The following is a 24,797-nucleotide window of genomic DNA, read 5'->3' on the forward strand; positions in this document are numbered from 1 at the left end:
ACGGGTGGGTCCGGGGTCACACCGGACCTTGTCCACAGGCCTCCGCACCCGCATGGCGCAGCGGATAGGCTGGGCGGATGACGCGAGCCGAGCAGCCAACGGTCGTGACCGCCACCGCCACCGCCCCCACCTACGACGAAGCCCTCGCCGCGGACTCCCGCGAGCGGGCGGTGCGCGCCCTGCTGCGCACCCCCAGGCTGCGCCGGCTGTGGAGCGCCCAGCTGGTGAGCGGCATCGGTGACGCCCTCGCCCTGCTGGTCCTGGTGCTGCTCGCCTTCCAGGCGGCCGTGGACCAGGACTCCTTCGGCGGGGGGTACACCGGCTGGGCCCTCGCCGTCGCCGCCGTCTTCGGCGTCCGCGTCCTGTCCACCACCCTCTTCGGCGCGGTCCTGCTCGGACCCCTGTCCAAGCTCACCGCCCCCGGCGGCGCGCTGGACCGCCGCTGGACGATGATCGGCGCCGACGGGATCCGGCTCGGGCTCTTCGTCGTGGCCCCGCTGTGGCTCGACTGGATCGGCGCCCACGCGCTGACCGCCCTGCTCGCGACCGTCTTCGTCTCCGGCGCCGCCGAGCGGCTGTGGGCGCTGGCCAAGGACAGTGCCGCGCCCGGTCTGCTGCCGGGGCCGCCGCCGGAGGGGGCGACCGTACGGCCGCTGCCGGACCACCTGGACGCGCTGCGCCGGCTGAACCTGCGTACCTCTTTCGCCGCGATGCCCGTCGCCGCGGCCGCGCTCCTCGCCGCGACCCTCGTCGGCAAGGCGCTCGGCCTCGGCATCGGCTGGTTCGCCGAGAACCAGGCGGCGCTCGGTTCCTACGTGGCCTCCGGACTCTTCGCGGCGTCCGTGTCGCTGCTGCTGCCGCTGGTGCTGCCCGCGACGAAGACCCCGCGGCCGCGCTCGCCGCTGGAGGGGCTGCGCGCGCCCAGGGCGGGGGACCAGCCGGAGAAGGGGCGGACGGGGGCCGTCCCGCTGTTCGTCCTCGCCTGCGCGGCCGTCGCCGGAGCCGTTGCTTCCGCCGCCGCCGTCGCGGTCCTGCACGCCACCGATCTGGGGGGCGGAACGGCCGCGTTCTCGCTGTTCGTACTGGCCCTGCTCGGTGGCACCGCCGTCGGCATCCGGGCCACCCAGGCCGGCAAGGTCCTCCCCGCCCTGTCCCGGCGCCGCCTGCTGGCCCTGGCCATCGCGGTGGCCGGGCTCGCGCTGCTGCTGACGGGGCTGGTTCCGGACACCTCCACCGTGGTGTTCCTGTCGCTGCTCGCGGGGGCCGCCTCGGGCGTCGCCGCCAGCACCGGGCACACGCTGCTGGACCAGGAGACCGAGGAGTTCCGCCGGACCCGGGTCACCGCGCACCTGCAGGCCGTCGTCCGGGTCGCCGTAGCCGTCGGCGCCATGGCCGCACCGCTGCTCGCCGCCCTGATCGGCCCGCACCGGCTGGCCGCCGGCGAGGTCGTGTTCGCGCACGGCGGCGCGGCCTTCACGCTGATGCTGGTCGGAGCCCTGCTGCTGCCGGTCGCCGTCGTCGTACTGGCCAAGGCCGACGACCGCAGCGGCGTACCGCTGCGCCGCGACCTGCGCGAGGCCCTGCGCGGCGGGGAGCCGGTCCAGGCCGCGTCGGATGCCGGGTTCTTCATCGCCCTGGAGGGCGGCGACGGCGCCGGCAAGTCCACCCAGGTCCAGGCACTGGCCGACTGGATACGGGACAAGGGACACGAGGTCGTCGTCACGCGCGAGCCCGGGGCGACCCCGGTCGGCAAGCGGCTGCGCTCGATCCTGCTCGACGTGTCCTCCGCCGGTCTGTCGAACCGTGCCGAGGCCCTGCTGTACGCGGCCGACCGGGCCGAGCACGTGGACACCGTCGTACGGCCCGCCCTGGAGCGCGGCGCCGTCGTCATCACCGACCGCTACGTCGACTCCTCGGTGGCGTACCAGGGCGCCGGCCGCGATCTGTCGCCGACCGAGATCGCCCGGATCTCGCGCTGGGCCACGGACGGGCTCGTACCGAATCTGACCGTGCTGCTCGACGTGTCGCCGGAGGCGGCCCGGGAGCGGTTCACGGAGGCACCGGACCGGCTGGAGTCGGAACCGGCGGAGTTCCACCAGCGGGTGCGGGCCGGATTCCTGACGCTGGCCGCGGCCGACCCCGGGCGCTACCTGGTGGTCGACGCGGGCCAGGACCCGGAGTCCGTCAGCACCGTCGTGCGCCACCGCCTGGACCGGATGCTCCCGCTCTCGGAGGCCGAGGTGGCCGCGCAGGCGGAGGCCCGGCGGCGTGCCGAGGAGGAGGCGAAGCGCAAGGCCGAGGAAGAGGCGGCGCGCAAGGCCGAGGAAGCGCGGCTGCTGGCAGAGGAAGAGGCCCGCAAGGCCCGCGAGGCGGAGGAGGCCCGGGTCAGGGCCGAGGCCGAGGCCGCCCGCAAGGAGCACGAGGAGAGGCTGCGCGCCGAGGAGGAGGCCCGCGAGCGGGCCGAGGCAGAGCGGCTGCGGCTGGAGGCCGAGGAGAAGGCCCGCGCGGTGGAGCAGGAGCGGCTGCGCAAGCAGGCGGAGGAGGAGTCCCGGCTGCGCGCCGAGGCCGAGGAGCGCCGGCTGGAGAAGCAGCGCAGGGCCGAGGAGGCCCTGCTGAAGGCCGAGGAGGCGCGGCGGCTGGCCGCTGCCGCGGCGGCCGGGGCGGCGGCTGCCTCCGTGGCGGCCGCTTCGGCGGCAGCCGCGTCGGCTTCCGTGCCGGCCGCTGCTGCGGCCGCCGCTCCGGCTCCCACCGCCACCGCGGCCGCCGCCGCGCCAGCGCCTACGGCCGATCTGCGCAAGGAACCGCAGCGCGACGAGGCCGTGACGATCGAGACTCCGGTCGTCAAGCGGGTCGTGCAGCCGGACGACGTCACCCAGACGGTCCCGGTCCCGAAGGCCGATCCGGCCGCGGAGACCTCGGTGCTGCCGCCGGTCCGCGCGACGGGCCCGGCCGACGAGACGGCCGTACTGCCCCCGGTACGCCCGACGGGTTCCGGTGGTGCCGGTGCCGGCGGCGATTCGGGTACGGGTACGGGTGCCGGCGCGGAGGCTCCGCGGGCGCCCAGGGCCTCGTACTCCGCGTCGCGGCCGACGACCCGACGCCCCGCGGAGAACCCGGCCGACCGGGTCCCGCCGGACATCTTCCGCGACGCGGGCAGCGACGCGACCCGCGAGCTGCCTGTCCTGGGCGAGGACGGCCGGCCGCGCCGGGCCCGCTCGGACTGGGCGGAGGAGACCCCGCTGGACGATCTGCCGACGCTGGCGGACGAGCTGCTGGGCCCGCGCCATGACGACGAGGACGACCAGGGCCGGGGGCCGCGGCGCCGCTGAGGCGCTGGGGACGGAGCTGCCGGTGCCGGTGCCGGTGGTGGCGGTGCCGGTGGTGGCGGTGGGCTGGCGGGGATTGTCAGTGGGAGCCGCCACACTGGGTGAGCAGGCACGGACGGTACGCGAGGGGAAGGGTGGTGGGCGGGATGCCCGTATGGGACGACCTGGTGGGACAGGAGCGGGTCCAGACGCAGCTGGCCGCCGCCGCCCTCGACGCCGACGCCCTGGTCACCGCCATCGAGGCGGGGGTCGCGGCGCCGGCCGCCTCGAAGATGACGCACGCCTGGCTGTTCACCGGCCCCCCCGGATCCGGACGGGCAACGGCCGCCCGGGCCTTCGCGGCCGCTCTCCAGTGCACCAGCCCCGACCGGGCCCTCGGCGGTGCGCCGGGCTGCGGTTTCTGCGACGGCTGCCACACCACCGTGATCGGCACGCACGCCGATGTGGAGATCGTGCGTACCGATCAGCTGTCCATCGGCGTCAAGGACACCCGGGCCCTGGTCCGCCGGGCGCAGCTCTCGCCGGCCGTCGGGCGCTGGCAGGTCATCGTCCTGGAGGACGCCGACCGGCTGACGGAGGGCGCGGGCAACGTGCTGCTCAAGGCCGTGGAGGAGCCCGCGCCGCGGACCGTGTGGCTGCTGTGCGCTCCCTCGCTGGAGGACGTGCTGCCCACCATCCGCTCCCGCTGCCGGCACCTGACGCTGCGCACCCCGCCGGTTTCCGCCGTCGCCGAGGTGCTGGTCCGGCGCGACGGCATCGAGCCGGCCGTCGCGCAGGCCGCCGCCCGGGCGACCCAGGGGCACATCGGCCGGGCCCGTCGGCTCGCCACCGACGAGGCGGCCCGCTCCCGGCGGGCCACCGTGCTCAAGCTGCCGATGCGCGTGGACGACGTGGGCGGCTGCCTCAAGGCGGCGCAGGAGCTGGTGGACGCCGCCGCCGAGGATGCCAAGCAGGTCGCGGAAGAGGTCGACGTCAAGGAGACCGAGGAGCTGAGGGCCGCGCTCGGCGCCGGAGCCGGTACGGGCGGGCGGATGCCGCGCGGCACGGCGGGCGTGATGAAGGAGCTGGAGGACCGGCAGAAGCGGCGGCGCACGCGTACGCAGCGCGACACCCTCGACCTGGCGCTGACCGACCTCACCGGCTTCTACCGGGACGTACTGGCCTTGCAGCTCGGCTCCTCGCTGGCCATCGCGAACGAGGAGATACGGCACGACCTGGACCGGATCGCCCGCGAGTCGGGCCCCGAGCGCACCTTGCGGCGCATCGAGGCGATCATCGCGTGCCGGCAGGCCCTGGACCGCAATGTGGCCCCGCTGCTCGCGGTCGAGGCGATGACGATGTCCCTGCGGGCGGGCTGAGGCGGGCTGAGGCGCTGCCGAGCGCGGGCTTTCAACTCACGTTGACGGCATCACCCGTTCGAGGGGCACGGGTGTTGCCTCCGGGACGGCGCCGGTCCGTGCGGGGTGGCGGCCCGCGCCCGGGCGGCCGTCCGCCGCCCGCCGTGCGCGGCCACCGCACCGGGCATGCCCGCAGGCCGTAGGCTCCGAGGATGGACACCAGCCGCCTGCTGCGCACCACCGGAACCGTGATCGCCGCTGCGGGGCTACTGCTCTCCGGGTGCACGTCGGGCGGTTCGGGAGGACCCCGCGCCGCCGCGTCGTCCAGCGGGGGTTCCGCCGCGCCGTCGGCCGCGTCGACCGGGATCCCGGCCGCGCTGCGCCCGTACTACGACCAGAAGCTGAGCTGGCGCGAGTGCGGTGTCCCCGGCTTCGACTGCACCACCATGAAGGCCCCGCTGGACTACGAGAACCCCGGGTCCGGCGACATCGACATCGCGGTGGCCCGCCGCAAGGCCACTGACCCCTCCAAGCGGCTCGGCTCGCTGGTGGTGAACCCGGGAGGCCCGGGCGGCTCCGGCATCGGGTACCTCCAGGCGTACGCGGGCATCGGATACCCGGCGCCGGTCCGCGCCGCGTACGACATGGTCTCCTTCGACCCGCGCGGGGTGGACCGCAGCAGCCCGGTGGAATGTCTGACCGGCCCGGCCATGGACAAGTACACGCAGGTGGACCAGACCCCGGACACCCCGGCGGAGCAGGTCCTGCTGGTGGCTTCCTTCAAGGAGTTCGCGGCGGCCTGCCAGGCGCACTCGCAGCGGATCCTGCCGCACGTGTCCACGGTCGACGCCGCCCGGGACATGGACGTGCTGCGTGCGGCGCTGGGGGACGAGAAGCTGAGTTACGTCGGAGCCTCGTACGGCACCTTCCTCGGCGCGACGTACGCCGACCTCTTCCCGGGCCGGGTCGGCCGGCTGGTCCTGGACGGGGCGATGGATCCGTCCCGCCCCGCGCTCGAACTGAACCGGGACCAGACCGCGGGCTTCGAGACGGCCTTCCGCGCCTTCGCGGCGGACTGCGCGAAGCAGCCCGACTGCCCGCTCGGCCAGGGCACCCCGGAAGCGGTGGCGGAGCGCCTGAAGGAGTTCTTCCGCAAGGTCGACGCCCAGCCGGTGCCCACCACCGACCGGGCCCGCCCGGCCCTCGGAGAGTCCCTGGCGACGACCGGGGTGATCGCCGCGCTGTACGACGAGAACTCCTGGCCGCAGCTGCGCGAGGCGCTCACCTCCGCGATCAAGGACAACGACGGCAATGGCCTGCTGGCGCTCGCCGACAGCTACTACGAGCGCGAGCCGGACGGCAGGTACGCCAACCTCATGGCCGCGAACGCCGCCGTGAACTGCCTCGACCAGCCGCCGGCCTTCGACGGCCCTGGAGGCGTCGAGAAGGCGGTGCCCTCCTTCGAGAAGGCCTCCCCGGTCTTCGGCCCGGGCCTCGCCTGGGCCTCGCTGAACTGCACGTACTGGCCGACGAAGGCCACTGGCACGGCCCGCGCGCTGAACGCGAAGGGTGCCTCGCCCATCGTGGTGGTCGGCACCACGCGCGACCCGGCGACCCCGTACAAGTGGGCCCAGGCCCTGGCCGCCCAGCTCGACTCGGGTGTCCTGCTGACCTACGACGGCGACGGCCACACGGCGTACGGCCGCGGCAGCGACTGCATCGACTCGGCGATCAACCGCTACCTCCTGCAGGGCGCCGCGCCGAACGACGGCAAGAAGTGCTGACCCCGAACTGAGCGCGCACTGAGCCCGCGCCGACACCGCGCCGCCCCCTCGACGACCTTGTTCGGGGCACCCCGTTTAACCCTGTAGACTTGGCGCCGCTGCTGATGAGAGGCTCCCACCAGGGAAATTCTTGTCTTCCCAGCGGTGCCGCCTTAGCTCAGCTGGCCAGAGCAACGCACTCGTAATGCGTAGGTCTCGGGTTCGAATCCCGAAGGCGGCTCTGTAGAACCCCTAGGACTCACTCGCCGTGACCTGGGGGTTTTGCTATTTCCGGGGTCAGTCGGCGGATGCGCCGACCGGGGCTTCCGCACAACTGTCCGGCCTTCCCCTTGCTGCGGCCGCATCGCTCCCGGCGCGTAGGCCGGTGGTCAGGCCGGGGAGCCTGGTGCCGCTCCCGATCCGGACGCCTACGCGGGCGTAGGCGGCGTGCCCAGTGCCTGACGTGCCGCGCTCGTGAAACGCTCCCGGCTGAGTTCCCGGGCTTCCTTGTTGCGCGTGAGCACATCCAGCATCGCTTCGGCCTCGCCTAGGGTCGCCGAGAGCCGCTCGACGTTCTCCTGTAGCGCTCCCTGTGCTTCTCCAGAAACCTGCCGGAACTGCGCGATGCTCTGCATCACTTCCGTCAACAGGGGGTGACCATCAAGATCGCTTAGATTCCGCCCCTGATCACGATAGGCATCCATGAGCCCAGCCAGCTGTGCGCTGCGCTGCCTGTACTCCTCCGTTGCCTCGGCCACAGCCTCAGAGTGAACCGGGCGGCCGTCGACCGCTGTTATCGCGGCTTGGGATGCCCGGATGAACCGGGTGGAGGCTTCGACATCTTCCTGCATGCCCTCGGTCAGGTTCTCAGCCGCTTGCGTGACTTCCTCGGGCCCCAAGAGCGCGATTCGCCGTGCACGCTCCGCCATGCGCCCTGCAGCCTCTCTGAGTTCGTCGAGGCCTGTCGAGCCAGGGTCGGGGACATCTACGGGTGCCTGAGTGATACGCAGGCACTCGTCCCATGCTTCGAGGAAGCTCTCGTACGTACTGAGCCGCTGCTGCCGAAGCCAATGGCCATGCTCCACGGCGCCCTGGTCCTGGACCTGTCGCCGTACAGTCTCGGCATTTTTTTCAGCGCCGAACCGGGTTGATCGGGCTCCGACAATGGCGCCCAGCCCGGTTGCAGCCAACCCGATCACCGCGACTAGGAGAGGAATCACTAAGTCCTTCACGGCAGCCCATCATGTCGGCCCAACCGGCACTTGGAAACCACGCATCGTGCCAGAGCCGTTCAGGGGCGAAGCGCCGCCGGGTGACGCGAGCCTGGGCGGATTCGCTGCCGCGTCAGCGAAGCGGTTCCCAGCCCTACTTCCGTGGCTTCTTCCGCACGCTCTTCTTCTTGACCTTGGCCCTGGCCCTGGCCTCGACCTGGGCCTTGGCCTTCTTGGCTGCCTTGCGCGCGGCCTCTTCTGCCTCGGCTCTCCGTCGGAGGGGGACCAGCTGGTGGCCTCGGCGGCGCTCTTGCCGACGTGGGGGAGCACGCTCTGGTAGATGTCGCGCGTGATCCGGGTGTCGCTGTGCCCGAGCGTGTTCGACACGATTTCCAGCTTCCCCGACGTGGAATCGGCTCAAAAGTACACCCAGTACTGCATCCGCCAGAACACGGCTGAGATCCAGGACTGGCTGAAGAATCCGCCGCCCAGCCCCGCTTCGAGATCGTTCCAGGTGTCGTCGGTACCGCTGGAAGGCCCACTTCAAGGAAACGCGGTAACAGGCCGGACCTCGGAGAAGGCGAGCGCGTCCTATGCAGGACCCGTCCACGATGCCCATGGCGTGAGCACTCGAATCAAGTACGACCCGAACCTCAACCCGCCGTTCGTCGTCCTCACGTCGATGCCGGAATAATGGAGCGAATGATGCACGACCTCACCGCGGAAGGCTGGGCAGACGGACTCGGGCTGTACGAGGACCGCTGGGCCTTTGCGGCCGTTGCTCCCCGCGAGCACGCGGAGTGGTGGTTCGATGTTGCAGCGATCATGCGTGGTGAAACCGCTGATCCCCGGGGTTGGGCGTCCCTCGATCCCTACGAGGAGGAGGTCGACCGCGAGGTCGAGACGTTCGCCTGGATCGAGCCCCCCACCCATCCGGCCGACGTGGCTCGGTTCCGGCATTCCGTCGATGAGCTGCCACGCTCCTCGGCCACATCACTGATGGTCCTTCTTGCAATCGTCGGCATGGACGCGGCGAAGACATGGGATTTCAACGAGCGGCAACCGGAGATGGAACGCCGCGCTCAGTTGCTGCTCTCTCGGTTTCCTGTCGGCACCCGTTTCTACTCCAACATCGGCTGGGACGGCGAGGCACCGAATTTTTACGAGCAGCCGGTCAACGCGACCAATCCATTCAGCCGGAGCCGCTGGGATGCGGGACTGCTCGCGGTCGACGACACCGAAGTCGCCCTGATCTGGACGTTCGAATCATTCTGACCTTCCCGACCCAACGGGGGACCCTGTGCTGACGCGAACCGCCACCTACCCCGACCGGGAAACCGCCCAATGGGCCACCCAGGAGGTCATCACCCGTAACGAGCAGGCCATCCACCGCTGGCTCGCCCAGGGCACCCGCCTCCGACTCACCCTCGAGGCGGCCTGGCCCTCCCGTCCCGATCCGGTCGGCCGCTGCGCTGCCTGTACTCCTCCGTTGCCTCGGCTACAGCCTCAGCGTGAACCGGGCGGCCGTCGACCGCTGTTATCGCGGCTTGGGATGCCCGGATGAACCGGGTGGAGGCTTCGACATCTTCCTGCATGCCCTCGGTCAGGTTCTCAGCCGCTTGCGTGACTTCCTCGGGCCCCAAGAGCGCCATGCGCCGTGCACGCTCCGCCATGCGCCCTGCAGCCTCTCGGAGTTCGTCGAGGCTGGTTGAGCCGGAGTCGTGAGGACCTTGACCCGCCGGAGAAGGCCCTGGCCTTCTGGCGACGTGGCGGGCGTGGCCCTTTCGTCGCCGCCGTCGATGGGATCGCTCATCGAGGCGGACTGGCCACGAGGAAGATGAACCAGTCGGGGTTGGTGCGGCTGATTTCGGCGGGTGCACGTCATCTCGGCGATCCGGGTCTTCTTTCGGGATGGCGGACTGAGCGTCACGGCACAGGGCGCACGCGGAAGCCCGACCTTCCAGGGAGGTCGGTCGTGGCGGCACCGGGCCGCTCGGTGAGGGGAATTGGCTGTGAAGGCGGTGGCCGGCAGCGACCGCGCCGGGGGTGAGTCGGTGCGATCCGATTTCCTGGGCGATCCGTGAGGCCTTAACGGAGGGCGGTGTGCTTTCTCGTCATGTGGGACCGCCAGGCCCAGCGGGCGAGCCCGCCGATGGCCAGGGAGGCAAGGATCGCGCCCCAGTCGATGACGTGGGGGAGGCCGGGGAAGAAGGCGAAGAAGGCGAAGGACGCGGCGGCGCCGGTGAGGAAGGCGGTGATGCCGGCGCGGCGGCGTTTGGCTTCCCATGCGGGGTCGTCGGGAATGGGTTGGGCGGTCATGTGCGGCTCACTTCGTGATGTGGTGGCACTGGCTGACCCGGCGAACACCGTTGATGTTGAGGTGCGCGCATGCCTTGCCGTAGTGGGGCAGTGTCTGGGGCTTGTTGTCACGCATCGGGTGGATCTCGCACTCGGTGTGCGTCTTGCCGGGGGAGGTGCGGTAGGTCTTGTTGTCGGTGTCCGCGTAGGTGAAGTCGATGCGCCAGTTGCAGAAGCCGGCGTTGAGCGCGCCGACGAATCCGCAGTCGACGCCGGCGTTCTGGTAAGTGATCTTCTTGCCGTCGCCGCGGACGATGTGGGTGAACATGCAGCCCGTCGGAACCGTCATGGTGACGCCGCCGACTTGGTAGTCGAAGCCGGCGACGGGCGTTGAACCGATTGCGCCAGCGTGCGCCTCGGCGGTGGGTAAGACGGCCAGGGTGGCCGTCGCGGCGAGAGTGATGATGATCCGGGCTGCGAAGAGCTTTCCCATCGGTGTCCCCTTCTGGCGGAGTGTGTCTGTAGATCGGAACTCCTGCTCGTCTGTTGGGGGTGCTGCCCGGGAAGTGAGTCCACTACGAAGAGTGATCAACAGATTGGCATGCTGACCAGCCGTGACCACCGCTCCTCGATGTTGATCCGTGGGCCTGCGGTTGTGTCGTCGAGGCGCTCGGCGCCGTTGTCCAGGTCGTTGGGGCTCTTCGAGCGCCGCCTGCCCAGGGAGGGCACCGACCACCTGATCGAAGGCAGTGTGGCCGCCTTCCTGCGGGCCTATCGGGCCAATTGAGCGGGAAACCGGGGCGGCGCGCCCGGGGGTGGGCTATGCAGGGGCGTGGCGGGGCCGTCTCCTTACCGTGGGGCGGCCGGTGGCGACGCGTGAGGGGGGCTCTGTGGAGGAGTTGGCGGCGCTTGCCGCGGCGGCGGCCGCGCAGTTCGTGGGGCTGGCGGTCTCCGACGGCTGGGAGTCGGCCAAGGGCCGGGTGGCACGTTTCCTCGGCCGCCGCGGGGAAGGCGTCGAGCCGGTCGTCGAGGGCGGCGCGGAGCCAGCACGAGGAGCGGAGCTCGCGGCGGTCGACGAGCTCGCCGGAGCCGGTCAGGACGCGTGGCCTGAGGGGCTGCTCCGCGTGCTCCTGGAGCGGCCCGGCGCCGAGACGGAGCTGCGGACGCTGCTCGGCGAGCTCGGTGGCCTCGCCCAACCCGGTGGACCGCCGGGGGTGGTGGTCAACTCCGGTTCGCAGTACGGGCTGTACCAGGGAGCCGTGATCCACGGCGGGGTCAACTACCACGTCCCGGCGGCCAAGCCCGTCGAGGTGCCCGACGAGATCCCCGCGCTGCGCACGCGTTTCCACAACCGCACCGGCGAACTGGCTGAGATCGACGGGCTGATCCCCGAAGGCGCCGACCACGTCAGCGTCCTCCTGCTGGGCGGAGCGCCCGGCGTCGGGAAGACCGCGACGGCGACCCGCTGGGCGCACGCCTCGCGTTCGCGCTTCCCGGACGGGCAGCTCTACGTGGACTTCGCCGCGCTGCGCGGTCCGGCCGGCGGCGGCGACGTCTCGGCCGCCGTCGGGATGTGCCTGCGGTCCCTGGGGGTCGAGGAGGAGTACCTCCCGCACTCGCTGGCCGAGCGCACCCGGCTGTACCGGCAGCGGTCCGCGGGCCGCCGGATGCTGCTCATGCTCGACGACGTCAGCGACCCCGCGCAGGTCAGGGCGCTGATCCCGCGGGGCGCTGGCAGCGCGCTGGTGGTCACGAGCAGCAGCGCCCGGCTCACGGAGCTGTTCGCCGACGGGGCCCGCCCGCTGGACCTGGAACCGCTGACCACGGCGAGCGCGCTGCTGATCCTCGCCGACCGCTGCGGTGAGCGGGCGATCGCCGCCGAGCCCGGGGCGGCCGAACGGCTCGTCGCCCTGTGCGGCGGACTGCCCGTGGCCCTGCACATCGTGGCGGCCCGGCTGCTGACCACCCGCCGGCTGACCCTGGCGGACCTCGCCGCGGAGCTGGCCGACGATTCCCGCAGGCTGTCAGCGATGTCCCTCCGAGGGGAGAGCACGGTGTCCGTCTCCGCCGTCTTCGATTCCGCCTACCGTCAACTGGGGCCCTCGGAAGCCAGGTTGTACCGGCGGCTGGGCCGGCTGCCCTGCCGGAGCTTCGACGCGGGCACGGCCGCCGCCGCCGCGGACCTGGGCGCGGAGGAGACCCTGGAGCTGCTCGACGTACTCCAGGACGCCCGGCTCCTGGAGTACGGACAGCAGCGCTACCGGATGCACGACCTCGTACGGCTGCACGCGCGCGAGCGCGCCGAGGCGGAGGAGGGCCCGGGCAGCCACCGGGAGCTCGTGGAGCGGGTCGCGCGGAGCTACGTCGTACGCGTCGGCCACGCCGACCGGGCCGTACGCGCCGAGCGGCTGCGGATCGCCGACTTCGACCCCGGGCCGGAGCCGAGCCCCTTCCGCGGGGGCGGCGCCGGCCGCGAGGAGGCGCTGGAGTGGCTGGAGGCGGAGCGGGCCGGGATCGTCGCGGTCCTGCGCGAGGCCTCCGGACTCGGGCTGCGCACGCCCGTGTGGCAGCTCGCGGAGGGCTTCACCGCGCTCTTCCTGTACCGCCGCCACCTCGGGGACTGGCGCGAGTCGCTCGAACTGGGCGCCGCGGCCGCCGCCGAGGACCTCGTACCGGCCGCCGAGGCGCGGCTGCGGAGCATGCTGTCGCGGCCGCTGATGGACCTGGGCGAGCTCGCGCAGGCGCGTACGGAGCTGGAGAAGGCGGTGGCCTGCGCCGAGGTGGCCGACCGGACCGTGCTGCGGGCCTCCGTCATGGAGTTCCTCGGCCGCTACCGGGACCGCGTCGAGCCGTCCCGCGCCATCGAGGCGTACGAGCGCTCGCTGGAGTTGAACACCGAGGCCGGCGAGGCCCGGGGCGCGGCCATCGCCCTGCTCTTCCTCGGCTGCGCGCAGGACGCCGCCGGGGATCCGGCCCGGGCGCTGGAGACCCTGACCCGGGCGAGGGAGACCTTCCTCGCCGGGGCGGAGCCGGATTGGCGGATGGCGGCCCGGGCGGGCATCGCACTGGGCCGGGCCCACGACCACCTCGGCGACGGAGCGCGGGCGGCGGCCGAACTGCGCGAGGCCGTACGGCTCCTCGCGCGGGAGGGGGCCGCGCACTACGAGGCCGAGGCGCTGCTGGCCCTGGCGGACCTCGCGGAGCGGCCGGGCGGCGACCGGACGGACCTCGCGGCGGACCTGGCACGGGCACTGGAGATCCACGAGGCGGGCGGCAGCCCGCTCGCCCGGTCGCTACGGGAGCGGCTGCGCGCCCTGGAGCCGTAGGCGCAGGCGTACGGGGCTGCGCGCCCCGGCGGCGCCGGCCCGCAGGGTCACCTCCGCGTCGGCGAGGGGCAGTCCCGCGCGCAGGCGGGCGTACACCGCGGCCGCGGCGAGCCCCGGGTCCGCGGAGCCACTGACGGACAGGGTCCTGCCGTCGCGCAACCCGACGAGGGCGCCGCCGGCCCCGGGCGGCCCGCCGGCGGCGGTGTCGTCGGCCACGGCCACCGCCGCCACCACGGCACCGGGCCACGCCTCCAGGGTGTCCGCGATCCAGCGTGCCGGGTCCCCGGCGGCGCGGCCGGTGACCACGGAGGCGCTCTCGGTCAGGCGCCGGTCCGGCTCGGTGTCCTCGCAGGCCAGGTGCGTGAACGCGGAGTCGACGTCGTCCCGGTCCGGCTCCCCGGCGGCCGCGGGGAAGCGGCGTACCCCGACGGTGTCGGCGGTGACCTCGGTGCTCACCCGCCAGGCGGTGCAGGGCGTGGCGCGGGGAGGTCCGGGCAGCGCGAGGGCCGGGGCCTGCGGCGGGGCGGAGTCCGGTTCCGCCAGCCGCAGCAGCCGGTACAGGGCGCCGCGCAGCCGGGCGTGGGCCCGCCCCGGCTCGGCGAAGGCCTGCCGTGCGACGGGGGCGTAGCGCCCGGGCTCGTACCCGTCGATGGCCGCCGTGACCCGCGCCGCCAGCTCCGTACCCTGCGCGCCGGGCTCCAGTCGGGGCGCGAGGCGGGCGAGCGAGGCGGCGGCCGTGCCGGGGACGGACTCCTCGCCGAAGGCGCCCAGCAGCACCGGGGCGCCGAGCGCGGCTCCGTACAGGGTCACCGATCCGTGGTCGCCGATCACCAGGTCGGCGGCGACGAGCGCGGGCCGCCAGTCGTGGACCGGCGGGATCAGGAGCAGGCCGGCGTCGAGGGCGGAGGCCAGCTGGGAGGTGCGCAGCTGCCAGGCTCCGTGCCGGGACCAGACGTTGGGGTGGAGGACCAGGGCGACCCGGTACTCGTCGTACGGCAGCGCGGCGAGCAGCCGCGCGGGCAGCTTCGGGTCCTGGCCGATGAGGGAGGACCGGGCCCACGTCGAGCTGATCAGGACGAGCCGGCGGTCGTCCGCGACCCCGAGGGCCCGCCGGTGGGCGGGGCGCCGGGGCAGGCCGGCGAGGAGCTCGTCGAAGCAGGGGTCGCCGACGAGCAGGGTGTGCCCGGCGGTCTTGGGATGCGCGGCCCGCAGCTGCTCCTCCTGGCCGGGGTGGGAGACGGCGAGCCAGGCGCGGCCGGCTTCGAGGAGGGCGTCGGGGACCAGCCCGGACAGGCGGACCCGGGAGGAGCGCGAGTCGGGGACCAGTTTCTGGAAGCCGACGCCGTGCGGGAGGACGAGGACGGGGCAGTCGCCGGCGGGGACGTCGATGTTCTCGCTGGCGGAGAGGATGAGGTCGGGGGCGGCCGCGGGGATCCGGTCCCAGGGGATGACGCGGCAGCCGGCGTCGTGGAGGAGGTCGGGGACCCCTTCGCTGAAGGCCGACGTGGGGTCGTGGGCGAAGACGACGCAGATGCGGCCGTCGTCGCGCACGAGGGCCGGCAGGCACTCGAGGACGCGCACGGTCGAGGTGACGGTACGGGCGGCGACGACCAGGGTGCGTTCGGCGCGGAACGTGGCCCAGCGGTCGGTGTCGGCGTCGGCGCCCGCGTCGCCGCCGGCGTCCGCCCGGGCCCCGGCGGCGGCCGGTCCGGCGGCGCTAGGCGGGGTGGTGTGCATGGCCACCCCGGAAAACTACGTGCTGCCCGCCCGCTTCACGGATCGCGGATCGCGGATCGCGGATCGCGGATCGCGGATCGCGGATCGCGGATCGCGGATCGCGGATCGCGGATCGCGGATCGCGGATCGCTCCACCGTGCCCCTATCGCATCCCGTGCGGACTGGCCAGTTGCCGCCCGCCGGCAGAAGCCTGCCGGACCGGCGCCCGGTACACGGTACTGGGGTACCCCGCCCGCTGCGGTCGCCGGGCCCCCGGCCCGGGGCTACGTTGGACGGGTGAGCACGACACGGTTGCGCAGGGCGGCTGTGGGAGCAGCCGCGGTGGGGCTCCTCATGGTGCCCCTGGGGGCCGGTGCCGGGTACGCGGTGGACGCCCCGACACCTCCGGCGGCGAGCAGTGGGGCCGCCTCCGACGAGTTTCCGCAGCTCACCCCCGCCGTGGCGCGGCAGTTGGACGCCGCGGTCCGGAAGGTGATGGCCGAGGCCAAGGTGCCCGGGGTGCAAGTGGCCCTGTCGGCGCCGGGCAAGGGCGAGTACGTACGGACCTTCGGGGTGGCCGACAAGGCCACCGGCGCGCCGATGACCGACGCCCTCAACATGCGGATCGGCAGCGAGACCAAGACCTTCACCGTGACCGCGATGCTGAAGCTGGTCGACGCGAGGAAGATCGGGCTGGACGACCCCATCGGCAAGTACGTCGACGGGGTGCCCAACGGCGACCGCATCACCTTGCGCGAGCTGGCCGGAATGCGCAGCGGGCTGTTCAACTACTCCGCCGACGAGGACTTCTTCAAGGCTCTGACCAGCGATCCCCGGCGGCCCTTCACTCCGCAGCAGCTGCTCGAGTACTCCTTCAAGCACCCGGTGCTCTTCGAGCCGAACGCGAAGTTCTACTACTGCAACACCAACCTCATCCTGCTCGGGCTCGTGGTGGAGAAGATCAGCGGACGGACGCTGGCCGACTACATCAACCAGGAGGTCGTCGAACCCGCCGGGCTGAAGCACACGCTCTTCCCGGTCGGCGCCGAGTTCCCGAAGCCGCATGCCCAGGGCTACACGGACCAGACGGCCTCCGGGAAGACCGAGGACGCCGCCGACTGGAACCCCTCCTGGGGCTGGGCGGCGGGCGCGATGATCTCCGACCTCACCGACCTGCGGCAGTGGGCCAAGGTGCTGGCCACGGGTGAGCTCCTCACCCCCGCCACCCAGGCCCAGCGCCTCAAGGTCGTACCGGCCCTCCCGGGCACCGGCTACGGACTGGGCATCTTCAACGTCCAGGGCTGGATCGGGCACAACGGCTCCCTGCCCGGCTACCAGTCGCTGACCGTGTACGACCCGCGGACGAAGGCCACGCTCGTCGTGCTGCTCAACACCGACATCTCCGCCCGGGGAGAGGAGCCGAGCACCCTCTTCGGAGAGGCGATCACCAAGATCGTCAGCCCGGAGCACGTCTACACCCTGCCGGCGCAGCCCGTCACCGGGGACCACTGAAACCTCAGGACGCCGCTCCCGCACTCCCAGCCGCCGTAGCGCAGGGCGGCTGGGAGCCCCTGTGTCCGCCCGCGCACAATGGGGAACGGCGCGCGGGAGTGGACTAGGGAGAGCGATATGAACGGTCGGACGACGCCGGACGAGGCGCGGGTGGACGAGGACCTGGCCGACGGCCCGGCCGCGGTGCTCCTGCGCGAGGCGGGCGAGGCGGATCTGGACGTCGCCGCCGAGCTCTTCCGCGGCTACCTGGAGTTCTACGAGGTGGAGGTCGAGGACCCGGAGCGCCCGCGCGCCTTCCTGGCGGAACGGATCGGGGCCGGCGATTCCTTCGTCCTGCTCGCCGAGGTCCCGGGGGCCGGCACGGTCGGCTTCACCCAGGTCTACCCGATCTTCTCCTCGCTGGCGATGCGTCCCGCGTGGCTGCTGGGCGACCTGTACGTGGCCCCGGCCGGCCGGCGTACGGGCGCGGGCCGCGCGCTGCTGCGCGAGGTGCTGCGCCGGGCGCGGGAGGCCGGGGTGTCGGGCGTGCAGCTGGAGACGGCGTACGACAACCACCTCGCGCAGGGCCTGTACGAGGCGGAGGGCTTCGTCCGCGAGGAGTTCCACATGTACTTCCACGATCTCTCGGAAAAGGTTTGAGGAAGGCTGCAACATTCCGGCGGCCCCGTCGCGTCGTTGGGGTGAGACGGACGCGAGGGGGAGCGGATGCGGCAGGGTCGCAGAGACGGGTTCCGTGAGTTCGCGACGGGCAGATCGGCGCACCTGTACCGGTCGGCCTGTCTGCTGACGAGCGGTGACACCCACCTCGCGGAGGATCTCGTACAGGAGACCCTGGGGCGCATGTACCTGATCTGGGGGCGCATCACGCGGATAGACAATCCCGCGGCGTACGCGCAAACGGTGCTGGTACGGGCCTTTCTGACGCACCAGCGCCGCCGGTCGACGGGGGAGCGCCCGGTCGGGGAGTTCCCCGATCCGGTCGCGGCGGCCGACGGCGACCCGGTGCTGCGGCTGACCCTGCTGCAGGCGCTGGGCCGGCTGGCGCCGAAGGACCGGGCGGTGCTGGTGCTGCGGTACTGGGAGGACCGCAGCGTCGAGGAGACCGCCGACGCGATGAACGTCAGCTCGGCGGCGGTCCGCACCCGGAGTTCGCGCGCGCTGGCCCGGCTGCGGGAGCAACTGGGCGGCTCGATCACGGAGTTCGCTGAGCGCTGAGTGCTGAGCACTGAGTGCTGGGCGCCGGGCGCGGATCGCCGAGCCCTGAGCACTGAGTGCTGGTCCGCTCCGGCGGGGCCGCTGTTCCTTCTCCCTCTTCCTCTTCCTCTCCTTTGCCCTCGTTCCACGACCCCTCTGGACGGAAGGTCCGATTCCGCATGCCCTTTGAAGATGAGCTCGGTGAAGCCCTCCGTCGTACCGGAGACACCTTCACGGCCGACGGCCGTGACCTCGTCGACGCCGGGGAACGGCGCGGCCGACGGCTGGTGGCCCGCCGCAGGGCCGCCGTGGTCGGCGGATCGGCGATCGCCCTGGCGGTGATCGGCACGGCCGGCGCCTACACGGGCGGGCTGTTCGGCTCGGGCGGCGGCGCCGGTCAGCCCAATGTGGCGTCCGCACCGGAACCCCCCAAGCCGACGGATGCCCCGCTGAAGGCGCGCACCGGCACCGGGGCCGTCTCCGCCGAGCAGCTGATCGGGGTGCTCAAGCAGCTACTGCCCGCGGGGAACCTCACCGACGCCACTGCGCGGGGCACGGCGGACGGGAGCGGCCCGATGGTGAGCGGGGTCTTCGACGACGGCAAGGGCAAGGCGGCCATCGGCCTCGGCCTCAGCCGGGTGGACCCGAAGGGCGCGATGGCCGACGACATGGTGAAGTGCCCCTCCAAGGCGACCATGAAGTACGACGGCTGCAGCTCCGAGAAGCTCGCGGACGGTTCGCGGCTCCTGCTGTTCCAGGGTTACGAATATCCCGACCGCCGGGTGGACACGAAGTCCTGGCGGGCCACGCTGGTGACCCCGCAGGGGTTCCTCCTCGACGCGCAGGAGTGGAACGCGGCGACCGAGAAGGACTCGCCCGTCACCCGGCCCGCGCCGCCGCTGACGCCCGCGCAGCTGAAGGCGCTCGTGGCGTCCCCGCTGTGGCTGCCGGCCCTCAACGACCTGCCGGCCGCCGCGCAGTCGCCGGCCCTCGAGCCGGCACGGTCGGGGCCGAAGGCGGTGGAGATCCTGGGCAAGCTGGTGAGCGGATACGACATCCCGGTCGTGGACGAGTACGAGGACGGGACCGACCTGGGCTACCTGGTGCTCGACGACGGCAAGGGCCGCTCGATGGTCAGCCTGCAGATCCAGCCGGACAACAAGGACCACCCGGGGGTCTGGAAGGACCTGTTCACGGGCGCGGAGACGCTGCCGGACGGAACGAAGGTCCTGTCCCGGCAGCAGCTCGGGGAGAAGGGCGGGGCCGGTGTGGTCTGGTGGAGCGTGGAGGCACTGCGGCCGAACGGGACGCGGGTGATCGTCTCGGCGTTCAACGCCAAGAGCCAGTCGACGGCGGCGACCCGCAAGGAGCCGGTGCTGACGATGCAGCGGCTGCGGGAGATCGCGACGAGCCCGAAGTGGTCCGGGTACGGGCAGTAGCGGCTCCCGGGCCCCGGTCCGTGCCTCGCACCCGTTAGGTCGCGTCAGTCGCCTCGCGTTCGTTGTCTCGCGTCCGCTACTTCGCGTCCGCTACTTCGCGTCCGCTACTTCGCGTCCGCGTAGCACTCGACCACCGCGGTGGTGAACGGGAAGCGGACCGGTGTCTCGCCGAAGGTGATGCGGCCCGCCAGGTCCCCCGCCGCTCGGATCGCTTCGGTCACTGCCCGCGCCTCCTCCTGCGGGCAGTGGACGATCACCTCGTCGTGCTGGAAGAAGACGAGCTCGGCCCGCATCCCGGCCTCCGCGATCGACCGGCGCAGGGCCGCGAGCAGCAGCAGCGCCCAGTCCGCGGCGCTGCCCTGCACCACGAAGTTGCGGGTGAAGCGGCCGCGCGCCCGCGCGTCGGTCGAGGCGTAGCTCGGCACCCAGCCGTCGGGGGCCTCCTCGGCGTCCTCGGCGACGGCCGGCGGTGGACAGGTCCGGCCCAGCCAGGTCCGTACGAGCCGGCCCTCCTCGCCCGCCTTCGCGGCGTCGTCCACGTAGGCCACGGCCCGGGGGAAGCGGCGGCGCAGCGCGGCCAGGTTCTTCAGGCCGTCCCCGGAGGTCTGTCCGTACACCGCGCCGAGCACGGCGATCTTCGCCATGTCCCGGTCCCCGGGGAAGCCCTGGCGGGAGATGGAGGTGTACAGGTCCTCCGGGCGGCCGGCCACCTCCATGAAGGCGGGGTCGCGGGAGATGGCGGCGAGCACCCGCGGCTCCATCTGGTCGGCGTCGGCGACGACGAGCCGCCAGCCGGGGTCGGCGACGACGGCCCGGCGGATCACCTTGGGGATCTGCAGGGCTCCGCCGCCGTTGGTGACCCAGCGGCCGGTGTAGGTGCCGCCGGGGATGAACTCGGGGCGGAATCGGCCGTCGTGGACCCAGTCCGCGAGCCAGGACCAGCCGTGGGCGGTGTAGATCCGGTACAGCTTCTTGAACTCCAGGAGGGGTTCCACGGCGGGGTGGTCCACGTCCTGGATCTCCCAGCGGCGGGTGGACTTGAGCTTGATCCCGGCCTCCGCGAAGGCCTTGACCACATCGGCGGGCAGCTCGGGCCGTACGCGGCGGCCGAAGGCGGCGGAGACGGCATCGGCGAGCTCGGCGAGCCGGCGGGGCTGCCCGCGGCCCGCGTACCGCTCGCCGAGCAGCTCCGTCAGCAGCGCCCGGTGCACGTCGGCCCGCCAGGGGAGCCCCGCGCGGTTCATCTCCGCGGCTACGAGGAAGGCCGCCGACTCGGAGGCCACGAGCAGTCGCATCCGGTCGGGGTGGGCGGTGGCGTCGAGCCGTTTCGCCTGGTCGGCGTGGACTGCGACGAGGGCGTCGAGCGGGACGGGGGCGGGCTGGGGGTCGAAGAGGGAGTGCTGGCTGCCGGGCTCCGCCGCACGCTGCGGGGGGTCGGGCGGTACGGGGGCGTTCGTGAGGCGGGCCCAGGCGGCGGCGGCCGAACGGGGTTCGCCGAGACGGCCCTCGTGGGCGAGGAGCAGGAGCTCGGCGTCCTCGATGTCGTAGCAGCGCTCGACGCGGGCCCCGGCGGCCAGCAACCGGGGGTAGACGGCGGGGGTGGACCGCCAGACCCAGCGGGTCCCTGGCGGGGCCGCGCGGATCGCCTCGGCGGGGTCGGTGGTGGTGATACGGGCTCCGCCCGTGGGGCCGTCCAGTGACATGGCCTGCCACCGGCCGTCGCCGTCCTCGGCGAGGGCCCACCGGGAGGTGTGCTCGCTCATGGGTGCGAGTGTCCCACCGGGGGCTGACAGTGCCGGTGCGTGCCGCGCGGGGCCGGGCTCTGCGGGGCTGTCCCCTTGCCCTCCCCCGGGCCCTGCGGGGGCTGTCCCCTTGCCCTCCCCCGGACTCCGTCCGGGGGCCCCAGGGGGCTCCGCCCCAGACCCCGGTCCTCGAGCGCCGGACGGGCTGGATTTGGCTGCGCCGACCCATGCCAAGCTGGACGGTGTGAGAGACATCGTCGACCGGGCCTGCGAGGCCGCGCTGTACAACCAGGACGACGCCGGGCTGGACGCCGGGGCGTCGGTGCTGGTCGCCGAGGGGGAGCGGTGGGCCGGGGTCGGCCAGGCCTTGCTCGCGCGCGGGGAGGAGTACGTACGCCAGGCCTGGGAGCGGGGCTGGCGGCCGGACGACGTACTGCGCCTCGTGCGCCGGGACCTGGAGCCGGCGCACGTACGGATCACCGGGGACCTGGTCGCCGCCGAGGCGCGGCGCTACGCCCGGCTCCCCGAACGGTGGAGCGACGCCGAGGTGTGGTGGGCGGACGACACGCGGTACGGCGAGCAGCTCGCGCAGCGGGAGCGGACCGACCGCTTCAGCCTGGCGACCGCCGTGCTGGAGGTGTTCCGGCTGCTGATCCGGCTGCCGTCCATCGAGCCGGTCGGGCCGTTGCCGGGGGACGCGACCGACGTACTCGAACACGCGCACATCGAGCCCCGCATGCTGGGCCGGATCCGGGCGCTCCTCGCCAAGGCCGAGGCGACCACGTTCCCGGAGGAGGCGGAGGCGCTCAGCGCCAAGGCGCAGGAGCTCATGGCGCGGCACACCGTGGACGAGGCCCTGCTCGCGGTGAAGAGCGGCGTCAGGCAGATACCCGGCGCCTGCCGGATCGGCGTCGAGGCCCCGTACGAGGAGGCCAAGGCGGTGCTGCTCGACGCCGTGGCGGGGGCGAACCGCTGCCGGTCCGTGTGGAACAGCGCCTACGAGTTCTCCACCGTCGTCGGCTTCGAGAGCGACCTGGAGGCGGTGGAGCTGCTGTACACCTCGCTGCTCGTGCAGGGCACCGCTGCCATGACCCGGGCCGAGGCCGGTCAGCGGGCGGGTGGTCGCAAGCGCACCAAGACCTTCCGGCAGTCCTTCCTGCTGGCCTACGCGAGCCGGCTCGGCCAGCGGCTGGCGGAGACCGCCGAGCACACGGTGGCCGAGGCCCCCGACAACCTGCCCGCGCTGGTGGCCCGGGACGTGGCCGTCACCTCGCGGGCCGAGGAGATGTTCCCCCGGACCACGACGACCCGGCTGCGCGGGGCCACCGACCTCGCGGGCTGGGAGGACGGGACGGCGGCGGCCGACCGGGCGCACATGGCGGAGGGCAGCCGCCCGTCCCTCCAGGGGTAGTCGCGCCTCCCTGGCGCGTGCCGCGTCCTGCTGGCCGGTGCCCCGGGGCCGGTACTCGGATGCCGGACGGGATGGGTTGGGCTCCGCCCGCTTCAGGGCCGCTCGGCAGGTGCGGGAGCCGGGGCGTCAGGCGAGGCGGGAGCCGGGGCGTCCTCGCGCAGGGCGCGGGCTTCCGACTTCAGGATGCGGGCCGATCGGCCCAGGCCACGGGCCATTTCGGGCAGCTTCTTCGAGCCGAACAGCATCAGACAGACGAGCACGACGATGGCGACGTGCCAGGGTTCCAGGCCGTTCCTGAGCATGGGTCGGTCCTCCACCTTCCGGACGGGGTCGGCCGGGTGCCGACTGGCTGATGATGGGGTTTGTCCGGGCACAACGCCATGGATCACGTCATATCTGAAGAACACCTGAAGCCGGGCTACCCTCGGTGCCATGAGCTGGGTCCGGGCGCTGAAGGACACCGCGCGATCCGGTCTGCGGGTCGAGCGGACCCGTCTCCAGCCACTCGTCGCCCTCCGGGCCGCCGTGGGGCTCGCGATCGTCATCGGGGTGAGCCTGGCCCTCCTCGGGCCGGGCGCCGCCGCCAGCTCCGCCTTCGGCGCGTACATGGCGGCCGTCGCCACCTTCCAGAAGAGCTGGCGGCCGCGCCCCGTCCTGGCGCTCGCGGCCGGGCTGACCCTGGCCGTCTCCACCTTCGTCGGCTATCTCGTCGGCTCCTCGCACGCCCTGGCCTTCATGCTGCTGCTCGCCGTCTGGTGCTTCCTGGCGGGCCTGATGTGGGCGGCCGGCCCCACCGCCGGCATGATTGCCTCCGGCAACGTCGCGATCATGCTCGTCACCGTCACGCTGCCCACCTCCGTGCCGCAGGCCGCCGGGCACGCCGCGCTGATCGCCGCCGGCGGTGTGGTCCAGGCAGCGCTGATCGTCCTCTTCCCCGTCCGCCGCTGGGGCGCCCAGCGCGACGCGCTGGCCGACGCGCTCGCCGCCGAGGCCGACTACGCGCGCCGCCTGCGCCACGACCCGGCCGCGTCCTTCGACCCGCAACCGCTGATGAGGGCGCGGGACGCCGCGACCGTGACGGTCCGCCAGGCCCGCCGCCGCCCCGCCGAGCTGCACGGGGCGCGGGGGCTCGCGGAGCGGGTCCGGCCGGTGCTGGCCTCGCTGGCCGACCCGGCGGTCGGGGCACCGGCCGAGGGCCCGGCGCGGGACCGGGTGCGGGAACTGCTCGCCGCGGCCGGGTCGGTCCTGGACGCCGCCGCGTCCGCGATCCGGCACGGGGAGGCGGTACGGCTGCCCGCGCCGGCCCTCGCGGTGCTGAAGGCCCCCGACACCGCCGACCTGTTCCAGGGCGCCCCGCTGCGGGCCGCGCGGCGGCTCGCCGCCCTGCTGGACGACGTACTCGACACCGCCGAGCCGGGCTCCGGACGCACCGCCGATCCGGGGGAGTCGATGCTGCGGCCCACCCTGCCGGCGCTCGCGCCGATGGTGCTGGCCGCCGTACGGGCCGAGCTGCGCCCCGGATCGCCGATCCTGCGGCACGCGCTGCGGGTCACCGCCGTCGCCTGCGCCGGCTACGGCATCGGCCACGCGCTGCCGTTCGGCCACGCCTACTGGGCCCCGATGGCCTCCGTCATGGTCATGCGGCCCGATTTCACGCAGACCTACACCCGCGCGGTCGCCCGCTTCGGCGGCACCCTGGTCGGGGTGGCCTTGGCTACCGCCGTCGTCCAGCTCGCGCATCCGGGGATGTACCTGTCCGGGCTGCTCGCCGTCATCAGCGCGGGCCTGATGTACACGCTGATGCGCACCGGATACGCCGTCTCGATGGTCTGCGTCTCCGCCTATGTCGTCTTCCTGCTCGGCATGGGCGGAGCCCGCTGGGACCAGACCGTGCCCGACCGCGTCGCCCTCACCCTGGTCGGCGGAGTCCTCGCGATGGTCGCCTACGCCGTCTACCCGGCCTGGGAGACCCCGCGGCTGCGGACCCGGCTGGCCGACTGGCTGGTCGCCGACGGGCGGTACGCGGCGGTCGTGCTCGGGCAGTACGCCGATCCCGCCGGGGCCCGGCGCGCGGACGTGCGGGAGGCGTTGCTGGCCGTCCGCGACGCCCGGGTCGCCTGGCAGGAGGCGGTGGACCGGGCGGCCGGGGAGCCGGTGCGCCACCGGGGGATCTCCGGGGCGGCCGCAGACGACGCGGGCCGGGCGCTGGCCGCGATGGGCCGGCACGCGATGCTGCTGGAGGCGCACTTCCCGGACCGGGCGCAGGCTCCGGCCCCGGGCGCGGCCGAGTTGGCCCGGGTGCTGCGCTCGGCGACGGAGGCCGGAGCGAAGGCGGTCCGGGAGCGCAAGGTGCCCGAATGGGACGCGGTCCGGGCGGTACTGGCCGACTGGGAGGCCCCGGAAGAGGGGGTTCTGCGCGGGGCGGCGGGGCAGCTGCTGGAATCCCTGGAGGAGGTCTCCGAGGCTCTGCGCACCCCACCCGCCACGGACCCCAGCCCCTAGCGGCACCGGGGCCTCCGTTC

Annotated in this window: 18 protein-coding genes, 1 tRNA gene and 1 pseudogene; 14 read left to right on the forward strand and 6 right to left on the reverse strand. The window is 73.3% G+C overall.

Annotated elements, in window-relative coordinates:
• Positions 1–77 precede the first annotated feature (77 nt).
• The 4 genes from tmk (at position 78) to OG389_RS21355 (ending at position 6,667) form a co-directional block, all read left to right on the forward strand.
• Positions 78–3,329, forward strand: a complete 3,252-nt coding sequence (gene tmk / locus OG389_RS21340) for a dTMP kinase (RefSeq protein ID WP_328300067.1) — start codon at positions 78–80, stop codon at positions 3,327–3,329.
• A 143-nt stretch (positions 3,330–3,472) separates the two neighbouring features.
• Complete coding sequence (locus OG389_RS21345) at positions 3,473–4,684, forward strand: DNA polymerase III subunit delta' (RefSeq protein WP_328300068.1); 1,212 nt, start codon at positions 3,473–3,475, stop codon at positions 4,682–4,684.
• Positions 4,685–4,875: 191 nt separating this feature from the next.
• Positions 4,876–6,447, forward strand: coding sequence for an alpha/beta hydrolase (locus OG389_RS21350; protein WP_328300069.1), 1,572 nt, complete (start codon positions 4,876–4,878; stop codon positions 6,445–6,447).
• A 146-nt stretch (positions 6,448–6,593) separates the two neighbouring features.
• Positions 6,594–6,667 (forward strand) — tRNA-Thr (locus OG389_RS21355).
• A gap of 187 nt (positions 6,668–6,854) precedes the next feature.
• On the opposite strand, the gene OG389_RS21360 is transcribed toward OG389_RS21355, so the two are convergent.
• Positions 6,855–7,658 carry a hypothetical protein gene (locus tag OG389_RS21360; RefSeq protein WP_328300070.1) on the reverse strand — a complete coding sequence of 268 codons (804 nt, stop codon included), beginning with the start codon at positions 7,656–7,658 and terminating at the stop codon, positions 6,855–6,857.
• 319 nt (positions 7,659–7,977) lie between these two features.
• On the opposite strand from OG389_RS21360, the gene OG389_RS21365 reads away from it, so the two are divergent.
• The 3 genes and pseudogenes from OG389_RS21365 to OG389_RS21375 all read left to right on the forward strand — a co-directional run.
• Entirely contained in the window at positions 7,978–8,331 is a 354-nt protein-coding gene (locus OG389_RS21365; protein ID WP_328300071.1) for an RNase A-like domain-containing protein, read from the forward strand.
• An 8-nt stretch (positions 8,332–8,339) separates the two neighbouring features.
• A complete protein-coding gene (locus tag OG389_RS21370; RefSeq protein WP_328300072.1) occupies positions 8,340–8,912 on the forward strand; it encodes a hypothetical protein in 573 nt (190 codons plus the stop codon).
• A 25-nt stretch (positions 8,913–8,937) separates the two neighbouring features.
• Positions 8,938–9,105, forward strand: a pseudogene (locus tag OG389_RS21375) (RNase A-like domain-containing protein); the annotation flags it as partial.
• Positions 9,106–9,725: 620 nt separating this feature from the next.
• Here OG389_RS21375 and OG389_RS21380 read toward each other — a convergent pair.
• Both OG389_RS21380 and OG389_RS21385 read right to left on the reverse strand, forming a co-directional pair.
• Positions 9,726–9,956 carry a hypothetical protein gene (locus OG389_RS21380; RefSeq protein WP_328300073.1) on the reverse strand — a complete coding sequence of 77 codons (231 nt, stop codon included), beginning with the start codon at positions 9,954–9,956 and terminating at the stop codon, positions 9,726–9,728.
• A gap of 7 nt (positions 9,957–9,963) precedes the next feature.
• Positions 9,964–10,428 carry a hypothetical protein gene (locus tag OG389_RS21385; protein ID WP_328300074.1) on the reverse strand — a complete coding sequence of 155 codons (465 nt, stop codon included), beginning with the start codon at positions 10,426–10,428 and terminating at the stop codon, positions 9,964–9,966.
• A gap of 373 nt (positions 10,429–10,801) precedes the next feature.
• Here OG389_RS21385 and OG389_RS21390 point away from each other — a divergent pair, with 373 nt between their 5' ends.
• Positions 10,802–13,261 (forward strand): NB-ARC domain-containing protein, encoded by a 2,460-nt coding sequence (locus OG389_RS21390; protein ID WP_328300075.1) that lies wholly within the window; start codon positions 10,802–10,804, stop codon positions 13,259–13,261.
• Here the strand turns inward: OG389_RS21390 and OG389_RS21395 are convergent.
• Positions 13,229–14,998, reverse strand: coding sequence for a hypothetical protein (locus tag OG389_RS21395; protein ID WP_328303962.1), 1,770 nt, complete (start codon positions 14,996–14,998; stop codon positions 13,229–13,231). The genes OG389_RS21390 and OG389_RS21395 overlap by 33 nt on opposite strands.
• Before the next feature lie 333 nt (positions 14,999–15,331).
• Between OG389_RS21395 and OG389_RS21400 the strand changes: the two genes are divergently transcribed.
• From OG389_RS21400 to OG389_RS21415, 4 genes are all read left to right on the forward strand, one after another.
• Positions 15,332–16,489, forward strand: coding sequence for a serine hydrolase domain-containing protein (locus OG389_RS21400; protein ID WP_328303964.1), 1,158 nt, complete (start codon positions 15,332–15,334; stop codon positions 16,487–16,489).
• Between the two features lie 117 nt (positions 16,490–16,606).
• Complete coding sequence (locus tag OG389_RS21405; protein WP_328300076.1) at positions 16,607–17,128, forward strand: GNAT family N-acetyltransferase; 522 nt, start codon at positions 16,607–16,609, stop codon at positions 17,126–17,128.
• A 66-nt stretch (positions 17,129–17,194) separates the two neighbouring features.
• Positions 17,195–17,704, forward strand: coding sequence for a SigE family RNA polymerase sigma factor (locus tag OG389_RS21410; protein ID WP_328300077.1), 510 nt, complete (start codon positions 17,195–17,197; stop codon positions 17,702–17,704).
• Positions 17,705–17,862: 158 nt separating this feature from the next.
• A complete protein-coding gene (locus tag OG389_RS21415; RefSeq protein ID WP_328300078.1) occupies positions 17,863–19,122 on the forward strand; it encodes a hypothetical protein in 1,260 nt (419 codons plus the stop codon).
• A 104-nt stretch (positions 19,123–19,226) separates the two neighbouring features.
• Here the strand turns inward: OG389_RS21415 and OG389_RS21420 are convergent, their stop codons facing one another.
• A complete protein-coding gene (locus tag OG389_RS21420) occupies positions 19,227–20,885 on the reverse strand; it encodes a bifunctional 3'-5' exonuclease/DNA polymerase (RefSeq protein WP_328300079.1) in 1,659 nt (552 codons plus the stop codon).
• A gap of 223 nt (positions 20,886–21,108) precedes the next feature.
• On the opposite strand from OG389_RS21420, the gene OG389_RS21425 reads away from it, so the two are divergent.
• Positions 21,109–22,275 (forward strand): DUF2786 domain-containing protein, encoded by a 1,167-nt coding sequence (locus OG389_RS21425; protein ID WP_328300080.1) that lies wholly within the window; start codon positions 21,109–21,111, stop codon positions 22,273–22,275.
• A gap of 92 nt (positions 22,276–22,367) precedes the next feature.
• Here the strand turns inward: OG389_RS21425 and tatA are convergent, their stop codons facing one another.
• Entirely contained in the window at positions 22,368–22,577 is a 210-nt protein-coding gene (gene tatA, locus OG389_RS21430) for a Sec-independent protein translocase subunit TatA (RefSeq protein ID WP_328300081.1), read from the reverse strand.
• 130 nt (positions 22,578–22,707) lie between these two features.
• Here tatA and OG389_RS21435 point away from each other — a divergent pair, with 130 nt between their 5' ends.
• Complete coding sequence (locus OG389_RS21435) at positions 22,708–24,777, forward strand: FUSC family protein (RefSeq protein ID WP_328300082.1); 2,070 nt, start codon at positions 22,708–22,710, stop codon at positions 24,775–24,777.
• Positions 24,778–24,797: the final 20 nt, after the last annotated feature.

This window comes from Streptomyces sp. NBC_00435 (assembly GCF_036014235.1).
Taxonomy (GTDB): domain Bacteria; phylum Actinomycetota; class Actinomycetes; order Streptomycetales; family Streptomycetaceae; genus Streptomyces.

Coding starts and splice junctions, on each gene's coding strand:
- tmk (WP_328300067.1), top strand. CDS start 78: ATGACGCGAGCCGAGCAGCCAACGGTCGTGACCGCCACCGCCACCGCC.
- OG389_RS21345 (WP_328300068.1), top strand. CDS start 3,473: ATGCCCGTATGGGACGACCTGGTGGGACAGGAGCGGGTCCAGACGCAG.
- OG389_RS21350 (WP_328300069.1), top strand. CDS start 4,876: ATGGACACCAGCCGCCTGCTGCGCACCACCGGAACCGTGATCGCCGCT.
- OG389_RS21365 (WP_328300071.1), top strand. CDS start 7,978: ATGTCGCGCGTGATCCGGGTGTCGCTGTGCCCGAGCGTGTTCGACACG.
- OG389_RS21370 (WP_328300072.1), top strand. CDS start 8,340: ATGATGCACGACCTCACCGCGGAAGGCTGGGCAGACGGACTCGGGCTG.
- OG389_RS21380 (WP_328300073.1), bottom strand. CDS start 9,956: ATGACCGCCCAACCCATTCCCGACGACCCCGCATGGGAAGCCAAACGC.
- OG389_RS21385 (WP_328300074.1), bottom strand. CDS start 10,428: ATGGGAAAGCTCTTCGCAGCCCGGATCATCATCACTCTCGCCGCGACG.
- OG389_RS21395 (WP_328303962.1), bottom strand. CDS start 14,998: ATGCACACCACCCCGCCTAGCGCCGCCGGACCGGCCGCCGCCGGGGCC.
- OG389_RS21400 (WP_328303964.1), top strand. CDS start 15,332: ATGGTGCCCCTGGGGGCCGGTGCCGGGTACGCGGTGGACGCCCCGACA.
- OG389_RS21405 (WP_328300076.1), top strand. CDS start 16,607: ATGAACGGTCGGACGACGCCGGACGAGGCGCGGGTGGACGAGGACCTG.
- OG389_RS21410 (WP_328300077.1), top strand. CDS start 17,195: ATGCGGCAGGGTCGCAGAGACGGGTTCCGTGAGTTCGCGACGGGCAGA.
- OG389_RS21415 (WP_328300078.1), top strand. CDS start 17,863: ATGCCCTTTGAAGATGAGCTCGGTGAAGCCCTCCGTCGTACCGGAGAC.
- OG389_RS21420 (WP_328300079.1), bottom strand. CDS start 20,885: ATGAGCGAGCACACCTCCCGGTGGGCCCTCGCCGAGGACGGCGACGGC.
- tatA (WP_328300081.1), bottom strand. CDS start 22,577: ATGCTCAGGAACGGCCTGGAACCCTGGCACGTCGCCATCGTCGTGCTC.
- OG389_RS21435 (WP_328300082.1), top strand. CDS start 22,708: ATGAGCTGGGTCCGGGCGCTGAAGGACACCGCGCGATCCGGTCTGCGG.